The organism is Streptomyces sp. NBC_01549 (genome assembly GCF_026339955.1).
GTDB lineage: Bacteria > Actinomycetota > Actinomycetes > Streptomycetales > Streptomycetaceae > Streptomyces.
Genome location: NZ_JAPEPW010000001.1, coordinates 3,146,458 through 3,164,043, shown reverse-complemented (window position 1 = coordinate 3,164,043; position 17,586 = coordinate 3,146,458). Strand labels below are relative to the sequence as shown.

Below are 17,586 nucleotides of genomic sequence, written 5' to 3'. Positions count from 1 at the left end.
ACGAGCGGCGCCCGCACCCTGAGGGTTCACCCCTGAGAGACCCGTACGGCAGTAGTACGGCCGCGACTGCGGTACTACCCGGGTGTCCCCGACAGGCCCCGGGGGCCCTGTGACGCGAGGAAAGGCGGGGCGAGCCCGACACCGTACTCACCCCCCGTCCGCCCCCAGGATCAACCCCGATGTGGGAACCCCGGTGCCCGCGGTGACCAGGGTGCTGCGGGCGCCCGGTATCTGATTCACGGACGTGCCGCGCAGTTGTCGTACGGCCTCGGCCACCCCGTTCATCCCGTGCAGATACGCCTCCCCCAGCTGCCCGCCGTGGGTGTTCAGCGGCAACCGCTCCTCGGCGACGAAGTCCGCGGCTTCCCCCGGCTTGCAGAACCCGAACTCCTCCAGTTGCATCAGCACGAACGGCGTGAAGTGGTCGTACAGGATGCCCACGTCGATGTCCGTAGGGGTCAGCCCCGAGGTCCGCCACAGCTGTCGCGCCACCACCCCCATCTCCGGCAGCCCGGTCAGCTCGTCCCGGTAGAAGCTCGTCATCTGTTCCTGCGCCCGGCCCGCGCCCTGGGCGGCCGCCGTGATCACGGCGGGCGGCTGCGGCAGCTCCCGGGCACGCTCCACGGAGGTGACGACCAGCGCCTGGCCGCCGTCCGTCTCCTGGCAGCAGTCCAGCAGCCGCAACGGCTCCACGATCCACCGCGAGGCCGCGTGCTCGGCGAGGGTGATCGGTCTGCCGTGGAAGTACGCCGCCGGGTTCGTCGCCGCGTACTTGCGGTCCACCACGGCGACGTGGCCGAACGCCTCGGGGGTCAGTCCGTACGCGTGCAGATACCGCTGGGCCACCATCGCCACCCAGGACGCCGGGGTGAGCAGTCCGAACGGCAGGGCCCAGCCCAGCGCGACCCCCTCGGCCGACGGCTCCCGCTGCTGCACCCCCGCTCCGAATCTCCGCCCCGACCGCTCGTTGAACGCCCGGTAGCAGACCACGACCTCGGCCACCCCGGACGCCACCGCGAGCGCCGCCTGCTGGACGGTCGCGCAGGCCGCCCCGCCTCCGTAGTGCACCCGGGAGAAGAAGGACAGGTCTCCGATCCCGGCCGCCTGGGCGACGGTGATCTCCGGGCTGGTGTCCATCGTGAACGTGACCATCCCGTCCACCTCGGCCGGCGTCAGCCCCGCGTCGTCGAGTGCCGCCCGCACCGCCTCCACGGCAAGCGTCAGCTCGCTGCGCCCGGAGTCCTTGGAGAACTCGGTGGCTCCGATCCCGACGATCGCCGCCCGGCCGCCGAGCCGGTCCCTCGTGCGCACGCTCACGAGACACCTCCGGGCGGCACGGTGACCGTCACGGTCCCGGTCACATGTCTGCCGATGCCGTTCGCCCCGACGACCCGCACGGTCGCGGTGTCACCGTCGACCTCCTCGACCTTGCCGGTCAACACCATCGTGTCACCGGGGTAGTTGGGCGCCCCGAGTCGTATCGCCACCTTCCGGAGGACGGCCTCCGGCCCGAAGTGGTCCGTGATGTACCGCCCGACGAGGCCGTTGGTGGTCAGGATGTTCATGAAGATGTCGGGGGAGCCCTTGTGCCGTGCCAGCTCGGCGTCGTGGTGGACGTCCTGGTAGTCCCGGGACGCGATCGCCCCGGCCACGATCAGCGTGCGCGTGATCTCGATCTCCAGCGGAGGCAGCTCGTCACCGACCCGCACGCGCTCCCCCGCTCCGACCCGCAGGCGCTTCCCTTCTCCGCCCCGCACGCGCTCTCCCTCTCCGACCCGCACGCGCTCCCCTTCTCCGGCCCTCACGTCTCCGCCTCCCCGCTCGCGATCAGCTCCCCCAGCTCCTGGAGGACCTCGCTGCCGCACCCCAGGTAGGCGTCCAGCTGCCGTCCCCACAGGAAGTGCCTGTGCACGGGGTGCTCCAGGTCGGCGCCCGTCCCGCCGTGCAGATGCTGGCCCGTGTGCACGACCCGCTGACCCGCCTCGGACGCCCACCAGGCCGCGGTCAGCGCGTGCGTCGCGTACGCGAGCCCCGCGTCGCGCCGCCACGCCGCCTCGTACGCCGTCACCCGTATCGCCTCGGTGTCCATGTACGCGTCCGCGGCCCGGAGCTGGACACCTTGCTTGGCGGCGAGCGGACGTCCGAACTGCTCACGTGTGTTGGTGTGCTCCACGGCTCGTGCCAGCGACCCGGCGCACACCCCGGCCTGCAGCCCCGCGAAGGCGGTCCGGGCGGTGGCGAGCACGTCGTCGTACGCGTCCCCCCCGCCCACCGGCTCACCCGGCGTCCCGTCGAGCGTCAGCCGTCCCGCCGCCCAGGGCGCCGTCAGCTCGACCGGCGCACACCGCGCGTCGGCGGTCCGCACCAGCCACAACCGGCGCCGGTCGTCCGCGACGAGCACATGGGTGGCGTCCCGCAGCCACGGCACCACGGGGACTGTTCCGCTCAACCGCCCCGCCGCGTCCGCCCGTACGCCCTCCGGCTCGAAGACCGCCCCGCACACCACCGCCGTCCCGTCCCCGATCCCGGGCAGCAGCCGATCGCGCTGCTCCGGTGAACCGTGGGCCGACACCGCCAGCAGCCCGTACACACAGCTCGCCGCGAACGGCACCTGGGCCGTGGTCCGCCCCTGCTCCTCCAGGAGCAGCACCAGGCCAAGGAGCCCCGTCTCCGCCACGGCCGCCACCAGCCCGGCCGCGCACAGCGCCTTCCACGTCTCGGCGTCGCTGCCGGTGCCGGCCGCGGCGAGCCGCTCCGGGGTGGAGAGGTCGCCGAAGATCCGCGCGGCCAGGTCGCGGGCGGCCGCCTGTTCCTCGGCGGGCGTGAAGTCCATGTCAGCCTCCCCCCTCCGCACCGGCCCGGAAGACCGGCAGCACCAGCTCCTCGTCGTACCGCTCGAACCGGAGCCGCACAGGCATCCCGATCCGCACCTTGTCGTAGGGCACCCCGATGACGTTGCTGACGATCCGGACGCCCTCGGCCAGCTCGATCAGCCCCACCGCGTACGGCGGGTCGAAGGCCGGGAACGGCGGATGGTGCATGACCACGTACGAGTAGACCGTCCCGTCACCGCTCGCCTCGACCGTGTCCCAGTCCAGGGAGCCGCACGCACCGCATCCCGGCAACCAGGGAAACCGCAGCGTCCCGCAGCCTCCGCACCGCTGGATCAGCAGCTCATGCCGGCCGACGCCCTCCCAGAACCCGGCGTTGTCCCGGTTGACGACCGGGCGCGGCCGGGCCGCCCTCGACCTGGCGCGCGCCGGGGCGTACTTGAGGATCCGGAACCGATGCGTACCCGCCGGCTCCCCGTTCGCCCGTACGTCCATCCGCGTCGTGACGAAGTACCCCGTGCCCAGCTTGGTGGTCTTGCGCTCGGAGACCGACTCGATCACCGCGACGAAGGTGATCTCGTCGCCGGGGCGCAGCGGACGCAGATACTCCTGCTCGCAGTCGGTGGCGACCACGGAGGTGCAACCGGCCTCGTCGAGCAGGCCGAGCAGCTCGTCGTAGGCGTCCGAGCGGCCCGCGTGCCCGGAGAGGCCGCCCATCGTCCACGCCTGGAGCATGGTGGGCGGCGCCACGGCGTCCGGACCCGCGTACGCCGGACTGGTGTCGCCCATCGCCTCGCACCAGTGCCGGATCATCGCCTCGTTGACCAGGTCCTTGCCCATGCCCTCGACGGCGGCCGCGCGCCCCTCGTACGCCTTGAGCCGCGCCACCGGCTCGACCCCCTCGTCGCTCACCGCCGCCCCCTCGTCATCCCGAGCCGCATGGTCGCCACGATCTCCCGCTGCACCTCGCTCACCCCGCCCCCGAACGTGTTGATCTGCGCCGCCCTGTTCATCCGCTCCAGCTCGCCGTCCCCGAACACCCCCGGCGATTCGGAGCGCACCAGCGCCTGCGCACCCACGACTTCCTGACACATTCGGTACGAAGCGACCGCCGATTCCGTTCCCGCGACCTTCACGCCGCTCGCGTCGCCCGGGGCCAGTCGGCCGGCCCCCACATCCCCCACCAAACGCCAGTTGAGCAGGCGTGATGCCGCCAGCCGGGCATGCACCTCGGCCAGCCGAAAACGCACCCAGGGCTCGTCAACCCGACGCCGTCCCGTCACCGGATCGGGGGTGCTCGCCGCCTGCAGCGCGACCGCGTAGAAATCCTCGGCCTGCATGCCGATCGCGGCGAGGGCGACCCGCTCGTGGTTGAGCTGGTTGGTGATGAGCTCCCAGCCGCCGTTCTCCTCGCCGACGAGGTTCGACGAGGGGACGCGGATGCCGTCGTAGTACGTGGCCGTGGTGGTCAGCCCGCCCACCGTCTCGATCGGCGTCCAAGAGAACCCTGGCGCGTCCGTGGGCACGAGGACGATCGAGATGCCCCGGTGCTTGGACGCGCCGGGGTCGGTGCGGCAGGCGAGCCAGATCCAGTCGGCCTGCTGGGCGTTGGAGGTGAAGATCTTCTGCCCGTCGATCAGCCAGGACGCGCCCTCCCGCACGGCGCGCGTGCGCAGCGAGGCCAGGTCCGTGCCCGCCGAAGGCTCCGAGTACCCGATCGCGAAGACGAGGTCGCCCCTGAGGATGCGCGGCAGGAAGTACTCCTTCTGCGACTCGCTCCCGTACTTCATGAGGGTCGGCCCGACAGTGTTCAGCGTGACCATCGACACCGGCGCACCGGCCCGGTACGCCTCGTCGAAGAACACGAACTGCTCGTCGGCTCCGCGCCCTTGGCCGCCGTACGCGACGGGCCAGCCGATGCCGAGCAGTCCGTCGGCGCCGATGCGGCGCAGCAGCGCGCGCTGTCTGCCGGGGTCGTCGGCGGGCGGGGGACCGTCGGGCATCAGGTCCCGGAAGTACGTACGCAGTTCGGCGCGCAGCCGTTGCTGGCGCTCGGTGGGGGCGAGGTGCACGGCGGCGGCCCTCCCGGACCTCGTACGAACAAGGTTTTCTGACTGTCCGTCAGATATCGGGAGCTGTCAAGGTCACGACGGGCCCGTCGGGGCCGGACACGCGAAAACGCCTGCGCGACGGCACCGAAGTACCGTCGCACAGACGCGTAACTACCCCACAGAGCACCCCACACGGTGCTTCAAGGCCGGTGAGCCCGTCGAGGTCGGGCGAACCAGCCCCGGTTCACCAGAGGTTGGTGAAGTTAATGACGGTGTGCGACTGATCGATGGCCGTGAACGCGGAGTTCTTGACCTGAGCCGTGTTGCTCTGGTTCGAGGCCCCGGAGCCGACCGCTTGCTGCTGCGTGGTCGAGGAGTTGCCCTTGTTGTCGTGTCCGACCCCGCTGCCGCTGACGGTTGCCACGCCCGCGTTCGATCCGTCGTCCGCGAACGCGCCGTTGTCCGCCGCGGCGACACCCGTGAAGAGGGCGGCAGCGAGGGGCAGGGCCGAGACGGCGGCGAGAACACGGGCGGTGCGGATGCTTGCCATGTGAATTCCTCCAAGAACCGGATGTACGGACCGGCGCGAACCGGGAAGTACTGCTCGTTCCAAGGTGGTTGGCCGACCACCCCGGCGCTGATCACGACGTCGCGAGTCCAGAGTTGCCCACCGGATCCCCGGCGAACCACCCCGGAAGCCGTGATTCGCCCTCAAGCGTGAGTACATGTCGATAAACCCTCTTCATGACAAGAAACCCCAGATCACGCCGGATCGGACAGTTCGCCCCCGGACACCACCGGACGCCCCAAGAGAGGAACCGTTCCGTCACTTTTCTTCCCAGTCCCTGCCGAATCCCCTTCCGGCGCCCCCGCGCCCGGCGGGCCCTTCCCTTTTTCGAACACTCGTACGAACATGGATGCATGGCCACCATCGACCGGCAGGCCACGACCCTGGCCTTGGCCCATGCCTTGTCCGCCGCTGAGCGCGGCCTCGCGGTGATCCCGTTGTCCCGCACGAAGCTCCCGGCCCTGCGCTCCCCCCACCGCGACGACCCCGATCCCGACCCGACGACCCCTCCCTGTCACGGCGAATGCGGTCGCTGCGGACACGGCGTGTACGACGCCTCCACCGACCCCCGCCGCATCCGCGCGCTCTTCGCCGCCGCGCCCTGGGCCACCGGCTACGGCATCGCCTGCGGCCTCGACCCGCACCACCTCATCGGCATCGACCTCGACACCAAATCCGGTACGGACTCCTCGGCCGCCCTGCGCGAACTGGCTCTGCGCCACCTGTTCACGATCCCGGAGACGGTGGTCGTGCTGACCCCGAGCGGCGGCCGCCACCTCTGGCTGACCGGACCGCCCGACGTGGTCGTCCCCAACTCGGCGAGCCGACTGGCCCCGGGTATCGACATCCGCGGCGCCGGCGGCTACCTGGTCGGCCCCGGCTCCCGCACCGAGCACGGCGTGTACGGAACGGCCCCTGGCACCGCCCTGTTGGCGCCCGCGCCCTGTCCCCGCGAACTCCTGCGCCTGCTCACGCCCCCGCCCCCGCCCCGGGCACACCACCACGCGCCCCCCGCAACCGGCCAACACGGGCAGGGGCTGGTCCAGTTCGTGCTGGCCGCCCACGAGGGCCAGCGCAACACCCGCCTCTTCTGGGCCGCCTGCCGCGCCTACGAGAACGGCATCGGCCCGGAACTGACCACCGCACTCGTCGAGGCCGCCCTCCGCACCGGCCTCACCGAACGCGAGGCCCGCGCGACGATCGCCTCGGCGTCCCGGATGGCGTTACCCCACCCCGGACAGTGACCGAGAAATACTCGAGATCGGAATGCTCCCTTCCTTTTCGCTTCCCTCAAAATCCGAGAGCCCAGAAGTTCGGTCACAAGGCCCGACCCGGCATCCAGCAGCCGTGCCCCCGTTGTGCCCCCGCCGTGCCCGATTGGGCGGGAGACCTCGAAGAACAGCGGACACCCGCGACGCACCACGCAACACGACGGCCCCTGACCGAATTGCCTGGTCAGGGGCCGTCAATCTACGCGGTGGGTGTGGGATTTGAACCCACGGTGACATCGCTGCCACGACGGTTTTCAAGACCGTTCCCTTAGGCCGCTCGGGCAACCCACCTCCGCTCCGTCCCACCTGGGACGGAGCGGGTACAGCCTACCGGCTCCAGACGTTTCGCAGCGGCCGTGGCCCACACGGGGTCCACTGGCTCTGTTCCGCACCCCATGCCCACTGCGCCGATCATCAGCACCCGGTCCGCGGCCACAAGCCGACGCGGGTGAGCCTAGGGCTGTGCTGGCCTTGTCGGCATCCCCAGAAAGAAAGGCCCCGCTGGGCCCTGTGCCCGCGCTCTCCCGCGGACTCCGTGGAGCAGGAGCGCAGAGAGGACCCAGCGACCGGTCTACTTCTGCGACCCGGCCAGTGCCTGGCAGCGCGGCTCGAACGAAAACACCAACGGACTGCTGCGGCAGCACTTCCCTAAGGGCAACGACCTTTCGGTGCACGACCGCGAGCACCTGGACGCCGTCGCAGCCGAACTCGACAACTGCCCACGCGAGACGCTCGGCTGGGAAACCCCAGCCGAGCGTCTGCATAAACCGCTCGCCACCACACGTCAATGATCACGTGTTGCGACGATCCCTTGAATCCGCCTTGTATCCAGGGGCGCAGTTTCCTCATGAACGTGAGACTTCGCTTCTCAGAAGCCGCCGACGTTGCAATACAGCCATGAGAACGAGCGGCTGTTATCGAGCCTGGTGACTGCGGCCCTTGTGGCCGTTACCCTTCGATCCCTTGTCGTCCTTATGCCCCTTCGGTCCCCTGTCTCCCTTATCCCCCTTCGGACCCTTGTCCCCCTTGTGCCCCCACGGTCCCCTGTCTCCCTTATCACCCTTCGGACCCTTGTCCCCCTTGTGTCCCCACGGTCCCCTGTCTCCCTTATCCCCCTTCGGACCCTTGTCTCCCTTCGGTCCGGGAGGCCCAGAGGGGCCGGCGGGTCCGGTCGGTCCGGCAGGCCCAGAGGGGCCGGCGGGTCCGGTCGGTCCGGCAGGCCCAGAGGGGCCGGTGGATCCGGTCGGTCCGGCAGGCCCAGAGGGGCCGGTGGATCCGGTCGGTCCGGCAGGCCCAGAGGGGCCGGTGGATCCGGTCGGACCAGCAGGCCCAGAGGGCCCAGTGGATCCGGTCGGACCAGCAGGCCCAGAGGGCCCAGTGGATCCGGTCGGACCAGCAGGCCCAGAGGGCCCAGTGGATCCGGTCGGACCAGCAGGCCCAGAGGGCCCAGTGGATCCGGTCGGACCAGCAGGCCCAGAGGGCCCAGTGGATCCGGTCGGACCAGCAGGCCCGGCCGGGCCTGTCATACAAACCGCCCTCGTGATGACGTTGTGGTCCAGCGTGACCGCACCATTACGTGCCAGCGCCCGGCCCTCGATCGCCGCGTTGGTGTTCACCGTGATGGACGTCAGGGCCAGAATATTGCCCTTGACCTGCGTTCCACAGTTGAGCGGGGTTCTCGGGGGTGTGGCAGGGCATCGGTGCAGGTCAGGCGGTTGCACCTAGCGCGAAAGGCCGAAAACGCCTAGTGGCACGATGTTGTCACCCCCATGCCTGTGACATGGAATGATGTGCGTATCGTCTAGCGGCATGTATGTGAAGACGACGTCCCGGCGGAACAAGGACGGGCAGACGGTCCGGTATCTGCAGCTGGCCCACAACGAGTGGGACCCGGCCGTGGGGCGTTCGCGTACGAAGGTGCTGCACTCCTTCGGCCGGGAGGACGAGCTCGACCGCGAGGCGGTGCGCCGACTGGTCGGCGCGCTCTCGAAGCTGCTGGACCCCGCGTCCGCGCTGGCCGCGACCGGCTCGGGAGACCTGTCACTGATCAGTTCCAGGCCGTGCGGCGGGGTGCACGCGCTGGACGGACTCTGGCACCGGCTCGGCCTCGACGGTGTCGTGCACCGCCAACTGGCCGGGCGGCGGCTGGATCCGCGCGTCGAACGGGTGCTGTTCGCGCTGGTCGCCAACCGGGCCCTGGCCGCCTCCAGCAAGCTCGCCGCGACCGAGTGGATCGCCGACGACGTCCACATAGACGGCCTGGAGGCGATCAGTGACGAAGCCTGCTACCGAGCCATGGATTACCTGCTGACCATCGAGCCGGCCCTGGCCAAGGAGACGTACTTCCAGGTCACCGACCTGCTCAACCTGGAGGTGGACCTGCTGTTCTTCGACACCAGCTCCACGTACTTCGAGACCGAGGACGCCGACGAACCTGTCGCCCGCGACGAACACGGCGAGCGCCTGGCCGCCGACGCGCCGGCCGAAGACGCGGTGCGACACGACGGGTTCCGCACCCACGGCAAGTCCAAGGACTCCCGCGACGATCTGCCCCAGGTCGTCATCGGCATGGCCGTCACCCGCGACGGGATCCCGGTGCGGGTGTGGTCCTGGCCCGGCAACACCGGTGACCAGGCCCTGATCCGGCAGGTCCGCGACGACCTGCGCGAGTGGACGCTGTCGAAGATCGTGTGGGTCGCCGACCGCGGCTTCACCTCCGCCGCCAACCGCCGGGCGCTGATGCGCGGAGGCGGCGGCTACATCATCGGCGAGAAACTCCGCACCGGATCACCCGAAGTACGCGCCGCCCTCTCGCGGCAGGGCCGCTATGCGTCCGTGCGCGACAACCTCCAGGTCAAGGAGGTCAACATCGGAACCGACGACCGGTTCGTGATCTGCTTCAACCCCGACCAGGCCACCCGCGACGCCGCGATCCGTCAGCGGATGGTCACCCAGCTCACCGAGGCGATCGAGGCCACGGACAAGCTGCCCAGGCCCGAACGCGACAAGCTGGCTGGGGTGTTGTCCACCAAGCCCGGTCTGAAACGGTTCTTGCGCACCACCCCGAGCGGGCTGCTGCGGGTGGACAAGAAGAAGATCGCCGCCGAGGCCAACCTCGACGGGAAGTACCTCCTGCGCTCCTCGGATCCGAAGCTGTCGGCCGAGGACATCGCCCTGGGTTACAAACAGCTCCTGGAAGTCGAGCGCGGCTGGCGCGACATGAAGCAAATTCTCGATCTCCGCCCCGTTTACCACCGCCGCGAGGACCGCATCCGCGCCCACGTCCTGCTCTGCTGGCTCGCCCTGCTGCTGATCCGCGTCGCCGAGACCTCCACCGGCCAGACCTGGAACCGCCTGCGCGCCGAACTCCAGCGCCTGCACGCGGTCACCTACACCGGCCCGGCCGGCACCTTCCGCCAGTCCACCGACCTCACCAAGCCCCAGCGCGACATCTTCACCGCCCTGAACGTCACCCCGCCCAAGAAGATCATCGATCTGACCGCAGGCCGCTGACCAGGCACTATCCCCCCGCCTAGTGACACGCCATCTCGGCGTGCTCACAGGCGTTTCCGCAGGTCAACCCACGTTTTCGTTCCCTAGTCGACACCGCTAACTGTGGAACTCAGGCTTGAAGAAGGAATTGGTGTCGATGGTGGCGGAGCTCCCCACCTGCCAGAACACGTTGCAGGCCTGCGCTCCATTGACGAGCAGGACGTTGCTCGCCGGGGCCGTGATCAGAGTGGAGGCGATCTTGAAGATGAAGACGGCGTTCGGGTCACCCTTGGCATCGAGAGTGACAGTCCCGGTGAGATTCAGCGACGACGAAGCGTTGTAGACGCCGGGAACCAGCGTGAGTCCTCCGATGTTGCCCGGGGAAGTCAGGTTGGTGTTGGTTGCCCTGCTGGCCGCGTCGTTGTAGGCGATGGCCAGGTCGGACTGAGCCTGAGCGGCGGCGGCATCGGCGACGTGCTGCACTCCGTTGACGATTCCGGGCGGAAAGCCCGTCACCGAGTTCCCGGGGCTGACTCCCAGGTCGCCGTTGACGACCGTGGGGGGGACTGGGGGGACGACCACATTGGTGACCGTTGTACCGGCCAGGACCGCGTAACTCATGGCGGTCCCCAATCCCACGGGGGCCTCAGCTGCGCGCGCAAGGTTCGAGATCAAAGTCATCGTCAGTAGCAGCGCGGCCGTGGGCAGCATGACGATAGTCGCTCTGAACCTCCATGTTCGCCGCCTGCCCGGAGGAGCGGAGGGGATGGCATCCACTGCCATGGACGAGTCCTTCCTTGTCACCGTTGACCTCATCGCCAGGCTTCCTGGCAGCTGAGGTGAGCTCTGGTCAGGCCACAGGCCCCTGTACTCGCGACGAGATCTCACAGAATCGTGACACGTCGTCACTTAACTGCAGGAAATACCTATATCAATGGAAGTAGTACCTTCGAGGTCACAGGAGTTGCGATGGCGTGGAGTTCGCCCTACCGGCGGATGCCGACGGATCAACCGGGCCATCGACGCAGCAGGATGCCGAGCACAATCACGCCGCGCCCTGGCCCCATCAAGCCCCTGATCTACGCCAAGCCGGCCAACGGGATCACGGACTCCCAACACCACGTCTTCCGCGCCGATGGCGCGACCTACGCCGGACCGCCCACGGAGAAGAACGAGTCCGACCGCATCGAGTGGATCCCCCTCAGCGAGGTGCGGGGCATGATCGACCGCCGCGAGATCGTGAGCAGTGGATCCCTCGTCGGTCTCCTGTACCTGCTCATGGACGAAGCGATCCGCTGACCGGTGGGAGGAGCTCCCGTAGCCGCGCCTCGAAGGCCAGGGCTACGGGCTCTTGCCTGTGCGGGGCCAACTGGTCGTAGAACTCCCGACACTCGCTCGGACGCCACCGCCGACGCGGGCACCAGAGCCTGCGTGGCGGTGTCGCACGCCTGATCAAGCTTGCCCCGGTCCGACTGCGTACGAGCCAGCCAGAACGCGTGAAACGCACGACCACGTTGGTTGGTGCGGTCTTCCTGCCGCAAAGCGTCCGCGATCAAGGGTTCGGCAGTCGCTGCTTCGCCCAGTCGGCCGTGGGCGATGCCCGTGTCCACGATGAGCTTCGGCTCATCGAAGTAGCTCACCCATGACGGGTCCGGGTCGCTTACTCCGATCTGCTCGAAGTGGCGGTGCGTCGTCCCGTGAAGGCGCCCGGTGAGCTGGGCGAGCTGATCAACGCGATACTCAGCCACGCTCCGGAGGATCGGCCGACGATCTACGAGGTAGGCAAGGCCCTGAGCCGATCCCGAAGCCCCGGTTCATCCGGCGCCGCTCACGCGGCGGGAGTCAACAACAAAAGACCCGACCACCCCTCAGCCGGGACAGCATTCCGGGTGGACCGCTCGTGGATTCCCTGATCAGGACCCCTCGGTGCCTGAGGTGCCAGGACGGTCGGCGTGCTCGGATGCGAGTGCGGCTACAACCCTGGCATTCTGTTGCCGAGTTGGAGAGGACGACCCTTGCAGCACGGCCGACGGCAAATCGGTTCTGACCTCAGCCACCGAAAGTCAGCCACAGTGACGGGTGGCCGAACGAGCACCCGTCACGTGTGTCTCCAGCAACCCCGTACCGCCCTCAGCCTCGCTTCCCGAATACGTCACAGGCTGCGCTCCTTCCGGCCTGCGCGTTGTCGACCCACACACGGCGCTTGGCGCAGCCTCGGGTCAGGTTGCAGGACGGCGGCCGATGGGGCGGTGTTGAAGAAGCGGGCCCGCAAGGCGACCCGGCCGGCGCCGATTCCGCCGGTCTCTCGTGAGGCTAGTCCGTGAGCACATCAAGGAGTTCGGCACCGCCGAGGACGGCCGGCTCTTTCGCGCAGCCCAGGGCGGCCACCTCCTTTCCAAGGAGTACGGGGAGACGTGGAAGGTCGCCCGGCCGGCAGTGCTGACGGAGTCCGAGGCGGCCTCGCCGCTGGCTGACGTGCCGTACTCCTTACGCCACGCGGGCGTCTCGCTCTGGCTTGAGTCCGGCGTCTCCCCTGCCGAGGTCGCGCGGCTGGCGGGCCACAGCATCGCGGTCCTGTTCCGCTTCTACGCCAAGGCCATCCACCGCAACCAGCAGCGCGCGAACGAGCAGATCGAAAGAGCCCTGGAGGCTGCCGACGGCGAATAGGCCGGGCAGTCTGTCCAACCAGAGGCGCCATCCGCATCCCACACCGGGGAGAGGATGGCGCCTGCTCGCTGTCCTGCGCATGCTCCACGCTCCGGACGTCACAAGGCCGCTGACCAACGGACTCCCGCCCCAGCCCGCCAGTTCTTGGTCCAAGCCCGGCTCGCGCCTCCCTTACAAGCGAGTCGCGTCCGTGCTCATCACCACGGCGAGATCATTTCTCCCCGTCCGGTGTCCCGTTCAGGAAAGTCTTGGACGGTCGTATCGAACCTTGAGCGGCGCCCCCACAGCCCCCGGCGACTCGAGTCAATCAAAAAGGGCAACGAGCCCGTTCACCCAGATCGCGAGGAACGCGAGGACCGCCACCAGGCATCCAGCCCCTGCCAGCAAGTCGGCGAAGGCGCTGCCCCTGCCGTCTGTCTTCCGGCCGGATGACGCCGTGTCCCAGTCGACGGGGTGCCCCATGGCATCGGAGCAGGCTGCTCGTACTGCTGCCAGTTGTTGTCTGGCAAAGGCCGATTGGGCCAGCGACTCAGGGCCATGCCAGGCAAGTGCCCGCATACGTTGCGGAGCGGTGCGGTATCTCGCCTCGAAGGCCGTGGTCTCAGATGCGTCCCGGTCCTGTTCGAGGTACATCCAGCGGCCCGCTTCCGCGGGCTCTCCGTACAGTCGGTACACCTCGGCCAGGCGGCGACGGAGCATCAGGTCGTTCGGAAAGGACGACACCAGCCCGCGCAGGCGCTGACGCGCGACGGGAACCCGGCCGGCGGCCAGGTCTGCATCGACTCGGGCAAGGGTGTCTCTCAGCGGCATGAGCGCATGATCGGGTACCACAGTGACCGCCGTCCACCGTATAAGCCCTGGTCGGTGGGCAGTTCATCGGTTTCGTCACGGCGCACCATTCGGTCCACGCCTGGTCCACACGCACTGATCGACAGCGTGACAGAACAAGATCAAGGTGAGACAGACTCCACGCAGAAGGGGTGCCTCTCAGCGAGAGGCACCCCTTCTGACCAGCATGTCTATGACCTGCGGAGTGAGCGAGATGCGGACTCACGGGGACGCTTTCGCGTCCTCACGTTTTCAAGACCGTACCTCAGGCCGCTCGGGCAACCCACCCCGCGCCACCGACGAGCGCCGGTGGTGCGGGACAAGACCAACCGGTCAGCTGTCGCCCTCGCGCTGTCCGAGGGTGACCTCGGCGGTGTGGGTCTTTCCGTCGCGCGTGTACGTAAGCTTGACGACGTCTCCGGGCTGGTGGGTCCAGATCTCGCCGATGAGGGTCGGGCCGCTGTCGATCACCTGGTCGTCGAGCTTGGTGATGACGTCGCCGGGCTTGAGGCCGGCCTTGTCGGCGGGGCCGCCGGAGGTGACCGCGGCGGAGCCGCTCGCGCCCTGCTCGGTGATCTTCGCGCCGCCGGTGCCGTCCTCGAGGGAGACCGAGGCGCCGATCACCGGGTAGACCGGCTTGCCGGTCTTGATCAGCTGCTGGGCGACGTGCTTCGCCTGGTTGATCGGGATCGCGAAGCCGAGGCCGATGGAGCCGGACTGGCTGGTGCCGCCCAGGCCACCGCTGCCCGAGGACTGGATAGCCGAGTTGATGCCGATGACCGCGCCCTGGGCGTCCAGGAGAGGGCCACCGGAGTTGCCCGGGTTGATCGAGGCGTCCGTCTGCAGGGCGCTCATGTAGGAGGCCTTACTGCTGGCGCTTCCGTCGCTGGAGGCCACGGGGCGGTTCTTGGCGCTGATGATGCCCGTGGTCACCGTGTTCGAAAGGCCGAAAGGCGCACCGATCGCGATCGTGGAGTCGCCGACCGCCACCCTGTCGGAGTCACCCAGGGTGAGCGGCTTCAGGTCCGACGGCGCGTTCTTGAGCTTGATGACCGCGACGTCGTAGCCCTGCGCGTGGCCGACGACCTCGGCGTCGTACTTCTTGCCGTCGGGGAACGTCGCGGTGAGCTTGCCGCCGTCGACCGCTTCCGCGACGACGTGGTTGTTGGTGAGGATGTGGCCCTGAGTGTCGAAGACGAACCCGGTGCCGGTGCCGCCCGAGCCGCTGCTGCTCTCGGCCTCGATGGTGACGGTGCTCGGCAGCGCCTTGGCGGCCACGTTCGCGACCGTGCCCGAGGCCCGCTTCACATCGCCGCTGCTGCTCGGCGCGGAGACCGTCGTCGAGTCGGTGGAGCTGTCGTTGTTCTTGGCCAGCGAGTAGCCGATGCCACCGCCGACACCGCCCGCGACCAGCGCGGCCACCAGGATCGCCGCGACCAGGCCACCGCGTCCGTTCTTCCGCTTCGGCGCGGGCTGCTCGTAGGAGGAGCCCCACCCGCCCGCTCCCGAGCCGCCACCGTCCGCGTACGAGGGCACGGCGGGCGGCGGGGGAGGCCAGCCCGCCTGGGCGGCGGAGACCGGCGCCCCGGGAGCCCCGGAGCCGTACCCGTGCGCCTCAGGAGCCCCGGCACCCATCGGCGCCGCGTACGCCGGTGTCTGCTCCGGTGCGCCGGGGGCGCTCGGAGGCACCGCCGGGATCTGGGCGGTCGGTGCGCCCCCCTCGGGCGCAGCACCCTGCGCGGAAGCAGCGGGAGATTCCACCGGCACAGGAGGTGCGGACGGGGCCGGGGGTACTGCAGTGCCCTCGTTCTCGGTGCTCACAGCTCTTCTCCTCGATCCACGGCTGTTGTTCTCGGTCGCACTCGGTCACGCTCACTCACGCTTGTCGACGGGTCCGGCGCGATGCAGCTGTGCTGGTGTGCATGTGCTTTTTGTACGCCGTCAGCTTTTCCCACGGGACGTCAGAGCACCATAAGCGGTGGCTGTGGGTCCAGGACCATCCTTTATACCGGGCTTTTTATAGTAAAAAGAAACATTCATGGTGTCTCGGCCCCCGCGTCGCCCCCGTGACGGTGGCACCATGACGCGGTGACCCACGCACGACAGCACCCGATTCAGGTCGTCGCCCACCGCGGGGCCTCCGAAGAGGCTCCCGAGCACACCCTGGCCGCGTACAAGAAGGCGATAGAGGACGGTGCGGACGCCCTCGAGTGCGATGTACGGCTGACCGCGGACGGACACCTCGTCTGTGTGCACGACCGCCGCGTCAACCGTACGTCCAACGGCCGCGGAGCCGTCTCCGCCCTGGAGCTCGCCGAGCTCGCCGCCCTGGACTTCGGCTCCTGGAAGAACCGCGACGAGTCCCCTGACTGGGAGTACGCCCCCGGGGACCCCGAGGACACCTCCGTCCTCACCCTGGAGCGGCTGCTCGAACTCGTCGCCGACGCGGGCCGCCGCGTGGAGCTGGCCATCGAGACCAAGCACCCCACGCGCTGGGCGGGCCAGGTCGAGGATCGGCTGCTGTTCCTTCTGAAGCGCTTCGGGCTGGACGCCCCGGCGAGCGCCGCCACCTCACCGGTACGCGTCATGAGCTTCTCGGCCCGCTCCCTGCACCGCGTCCGGTCCGCGTCCCCGACGCTGCCGACGGTCTATCTGCTGCAGTTCATCTCGCCCCGGCTGCGCGACGGACGGCTGCCGGCCGGTGTCCGGATCGCGGGCCCCTCGATGCGGATCGTACGCAGTCACCCCGGCTACATCGAACGGCTGAAAAGAGCCGGTCACCAGGTCCACGTCTGGACGGTGAACGAACCCGAGGACGTCGATCTCTGCCTTGAGCTGGGCATCGACGCCATCATCACCAACCGCCCGCGCGCGGTGCTGCGCCAACTCGGTCGCTGACCTCGCGCTGGACCGTCCGAAAGCCGCCGTCGAAGACGCGGCGGCCGGCCCCGAAGTATCGACAATCAATGCCGAGATCCAGCCATGCGATTACAGGGAGTGCACCGGCGCGTTCGGTCCGTGTTCGATCGTTACGAGTGCGTCAGCAGACGTGGACCGGCCGGTTTCCGGTCCAGTCCACGGGGGCATCCACACCGTGGCGTGGGGCAAAGGAGGTCTCGGGGGTGGCGTTGGTGGTGGCACAGGAGGTGCCCACGTCGTCGAGCATGGCCGTTCCCCATGGCCCTGCGGGCGTGGGGAAAGCAAGACATCGGATGCGGGATCAACTGCGTACCGGTGGAGTGGCGGAATCGGTCATCGACGACGCCGTACTGATCCTTTCCGAACTTTTGAGCAATGCGTGCCGGCACGGCAGGCCCCTGGGCGACGCCCTCTCCGGGGACGGTGACGTCCGGGCCGCGTGGCGCGTCGACACGTCCGGGAGGCTCACCGTCGAGGTGACGGACGGCGGTGGTCCGACCCGCCCGGCTCCGGCCACGCCCTCGGTCACCGCACACGGCGGCCGCGGGCTGAACATCATCACGGCACTGGCCAAGGACTGGGGCGTACGGGACGACATACGCGGAGAGGTCACCGTGTGGGTCGTCGTCCAGGACGACGTGACGGACACGACTGCCTCGCGGCGGCGCGACGATTTCGCTACGCGCGTCGCGTCACCGGGTGTAGCGGGGCTGCCCGGGCTGGACTTCGCGGACGCCTTCGACGACTTGGACTGACGACCGCGCGGACGCCTTCGACACCTTGGACCGGCGACCGCGCACGGACCGACCACCGCGCACACCAGGTGGGCCCGGACCGAATCCGAGACAGAAGTCCGAGTCGGAAAGTAACGAGACGGAAGTCCGGAGGGAACCCCGGACGGAAGGCCCGGTTCCATGACGACTCGGTGCGTTGTCCACAGGGTCCCGTCAGTCGACGTA

At 69.0% G+C, this 17,586-nt stretch carries 16 protein-coding genes, 2 tRNA genes and 4 pseudogenes; 8 read left to right on the top strand and 14 right to left on the bottom strand.

Going from position 1 to position 17,586, the window contains the following annotated elements; genetic code table 11:
• Positions 1-147: 147 nt before the first annotated feature.
• From OG819_RS13975 to OG819_RS13950, 6 genes are all read right to left on the bottom strand, one after another.
• A complete protein-coding gene (locus OG819_RS13975) occupies positions 148-1,317 on the bottom strand; it encodes a lipid-transfer protein (RefSeq protein ID WP_266626252.1) in 1,170 nt (389 codons plus the stop codon).
• Positions 1,314-1,709, bottom strand: a complete 396-nt coding sequence (locus tag OG819_RS13970) for a MaoC family dehydratase (RefSeq protein WP_266634482.1) — start codon at positions 1,707-1,709, stop codon at positions 1,314-1,316. Before OG819_RS13970 ends, OG819_RS13975 begins: the two co-directional genes overlap by 4 nt.
• 92 nt (positions 1,710-1,801) lie before the next feature.
• Positions 1,802-2,833, bottom strand: a complete 1,032-nt coding sequence (locus OG819_RS13965) for an acyl-CoA dehydrogenase family protein (protein WP_266649615.1) — start codon at positions 2,831-2,833, stop codon at positions 1,802-1,804.
• Position 2,834: 1 nt separating this feature from the next.
• Positions 2,835-3,671 carry a bifunctional MaoC family dehydratase N-terminal/OB-fold nucleic acid binding domain-containing protein gene (locus OG819_RS13960; protein WP_266634484.1) on the bottom strand — a complete coding sequence of 279 codons (837 nt, stop codon included), beginning with the start codon at positions 3,669-3,671 and terminating at the stop codon, positions 2,835-2,837.
• Between the two features lie 68 nt (positions 3,672-3,739).
• Positions 3,740-4,903, bottom strand: coding sequence for an acyl-CoA dehydrogenase family protein (locus OG819_RS13955; RefSeq protein ID WP_266649614.1), 1,164 nt, complete (start codon positions 4,901-4,903; stop codon positions 3,740-3,742).
• 223 nt (positions 4,904-5,126) lie between these two features.
• Entirely contained in the window at positions 5,127-5,432 is a 306-nt protein-coding gene (locus OG819_RS13950; RefSeq protein WP_266626258.1) for a hypothetical protein, read from the bottom strand.
• A 371-nt stretch (positions 5,433-5,803) separates the two neighbouring features.
• Between OG819_RS13950 and OG819_RS13945 the strand changes: the two genes are divergently transcribed.
• The gene (locus OG819_RS13945; protein ID WP_266649612.1) at positions 5,804-6,694 is read left to right on the top strand and encodes a bifunctional DNA primase/polymerase; all 891 of its coding nucleotides are present in this window, start codon (positions 5,804-5,806) and stop codon (positions 6,692-6,694) included.
• A gap of 231 nt (positions 6,695-6,925) precedes the next feature.
• Here OG819_RS13945 and OG819_RS13940 read toward each other — a convergent pair.
• Positions 6,926-7,012: transfer RNA gene (locus OG819_RS13940), tRNA-Ser, on the bottom strand.
• Between the two features lie 278 nt (positions 7,013-7,290).
• Here OG819_RS13940 and OG819_RS13935 point away from each other — a divergent pair.
• Positions 7,291-7,512: pseudogene (locus tag OG819_RS13935) on the top strand (transposase); the annotation flags it as partial.
• Between the two features lie 123 nt (positions 7,513-7,635).
• On the opposite strand, the gene OG819_RS13930 reads toward OG819_RS13935, so the two are convergent.
• A complete protein-coding gene (locus tag OG819_RS13930) occupies positions 7,636-8,442 on the bottom strand; it encodes an ice-binding family protein (protein ID WP_266649610.1) in 807 nt (268 codons plus the stop codon).
• A gap of 88 nt (positions 8,443-8,530) precedes the next feature.
• On the opposite strand from OG819_RS13930, the gene OG819_RS13925 reads away from it, so the two are divergent.
• The gene (locus OG819_RS13925; RefSeq protein ID WP_266647505.1) at positions 8,531-10,234 is read left to right on the top strand and encodes an IS1634 family transposase; all 1,704 of its coding nucleotides are present in this window, start codon (positions 8,531-8,533) and stop codon (positions 10,232-10,234) included.
• A gap of 96 nt (positions 10,235-10,330) precedes the next feature.
• Here OG819_RS13925 and OG819_RS13920 read toward each other — a convergent pair whose 3' ends face one another.
• Complete coding sequence (locus tag OG819_RS13920; protein ID WP_266649609.1) at positions 10,331-10,924, bottom strand: ice-binding family protein; 594 nt, start codon at positions 10,922-10,924, stop codon at positions 10,331-10,333.
• A 342-nt stretch (positions 10,925-11,266) separates the two neighbouring features.
• Here OG819_RS13920 and OG819_RS13915 point away from each other — a divergent pair.
• Positions 11,267-11,512: pseudogene (locus OG819_RS13915) on the top strand (NUDIX hydrolase); the annotation flags it as partial.
• Here the strand turns inward: OG819_RS13915 and OG819_RS13910 are convergent.
• A pseudogene (locus tag OG819_RS13910) lies at positions 11,490-11,895 on the bottom strand (hypothetical protein); the annotation flags it as partial. The pseudogenes OG819_RS13915 and OG819_RS13910 overlap by 23 nt on opposite strands.
• A gap of 6 nt (positions 11,896-11,901) precedes the next feature.
• Between OG819_RS13910 and OG819_RS13905 the strand changes: the two are divergent.
• Both OG819_RS13905 and OG819_RS13900 read left to right on the top strand, forming a co-directional pair.
• A pseudogene (locus tag OG819_RS13905) lies at positions 11,902-12,009 on the top strand (protein kinase family protein); the annotation flags it as partial.
• A 511-nt stretch (positions 12,010-12,520) separates the two neighbouring features.
• On the top strand, positions 12,521-12,880 hold the full coding sequence (locus OG819_RS13900) for a hypothetical protein (protein ID WP_323139343.1): 360 nt from the start codon (positions 12,521-12,523) through the stop codon (positions 12,878-12,880).
• A 303-nt stretch (positions 12,881-13,183) separates the two neighbouring features.
• On the opposite strand, the gene OG819_RS13895 is transcribed toward OG819_RS13900, so the two are convergent.
• The 3 genes from OG819_RS13895 to OG819_RS13885 form a co-directional block, all read right to left on the bottom strand.
• A complete protein-coding gene (locus tag OG819_RS13895; protein WP_266649608.1) occupies positions 13,184-13,690 on the bottom strand; it encodes a DUF6584 family protein in 507 nt (168 codons plus the stop codon).
• Positions 13,691-13,909: 219 nt separating this feature from the next.
• A tRNA-OTHER gene (locus OG819_RS13890) sits at positions 13,910-13,998 on the bottom strand.
• A gap of 43 nt (positions 13,999-14,041) precedes the next feature.
• A complete protein-coding gene (locus OG819_RS13885; RefSeq protein WP_266649607.1) occupies positions 14,042-15,529 on the bottom strand; it encodes a trypsin-like peptidase domain-containing protein in 1,488 nt (495 codons plus the stop codon).
• Between the two features lie 267 nt (positions 15,530-15,796).
• Here OG819_RS13885 and OG819_RS13880 point away from each other — a divergent pair, with 267 nt between their 5' ends.
• On the top strand, positions 15,797-16,606 hold the full coding sequence (locus OG819_RS13880; protein ID WP_266626267.1) for a glycerophosphodiester phosphodiesterase: 810 nt from the start codon (positions 15,797-15,799) through the stop codon (positions 16,604-16,606).
• A 142-nt stretch (positions 16,607-16,748) separates the two neighbouring features.
• Here OG819_RS13880 and OG819_RS13875 read toward each other — a convergent pair whose 3' ends face one another.
• Positions 16,749-16,874 carry a hypothetical protein gene (locus OG819_RS13875; RefSeq protein WP_266434156.1) on the bottom strand — a complete coding sequence of 42 codons (126 nt, stop codon included), beginning with the start codon at positions 16,872-16,874 and terminating at the stop codon, positions 16,749-16,751.
• On the opposite strand from OG819_RS13875, the gene OG819_RS13870 reads away from it, so the two are divergent.
• A complete protein-coding gene (locus OG819_RS13870; protein WP_266649606.1) occupies positions 16,831-17,382 on the top strand; it encodes an ATP-binding protein in 552 nt (183 codons plus the stop codon). The genes OG819_RS13875 and OG819_RS13870 overlap by 44 nt on opposite strands.
• Positions 17,383-17,586 lie beyond the last annotated feature (204 nt).

Excerpts from the sequence above, each read along its gene's own strand:
- OG819_RS13875 (WP_266434156.1), bottom strand. The coding sequence starts at position 16,874 with ATGCTCGACGACGTGGGCACCTCCTGTGCCACCACCAACGCCACCCCC.
- OG819_RS13960 (WP_266634484.1), bottom strand. The coding sequence starts at position 3,671 with ATGGGCAAGGACCTGGTCAACGAGGCGATGATCCGGCACTGGTGCGAG.
- OG819_RS13920 (WP_266649609.1), bottom strand. The coding sequence starts at position 10,924 with ATGCTGCCCACGGCCGCGCTGCTACTGACGATGACTTTGATCTCGAAC.
- OG819_RS13925 (WP_266647505.1), top strand. The coding sequence starts at position 8,531 with ATGTATGTGAAGACGACGTCCCGGCGGAACAAGGACGGGCAGACGGTC.
- OG819_RS13965 (WP_266649615.1), bottom strand. The coding sequence starts at position 2,833 with ATGGACTTCACGCCCGCCGAGGAACAGGCGGCCGCCCGCGACCTGGCC.
- OG819_RS13895 (WP_266649608.1), bottom strand. The coding sequence starts at position 13,690 with ATGCCGCTGAGAGACACCCTTGCCCGAGTCGATGCAGACCTGGCCGCC.
- OG819_RS13945 (WP_266649612.1), top strand. The coding sequence starts at position 5,804 with ATGGCCACCATCGACCGGCAGGCCACGACCCTGGCCTTGGCCCATGCC.
- OG819_RS13950 (WP_266626258.1), bottom strand. The coding sequence starts at position 5,432 with ATGGCAAGCATCCGCACCGCCCGTGTTCTCGCCGCCGTCTCGGCCCTG.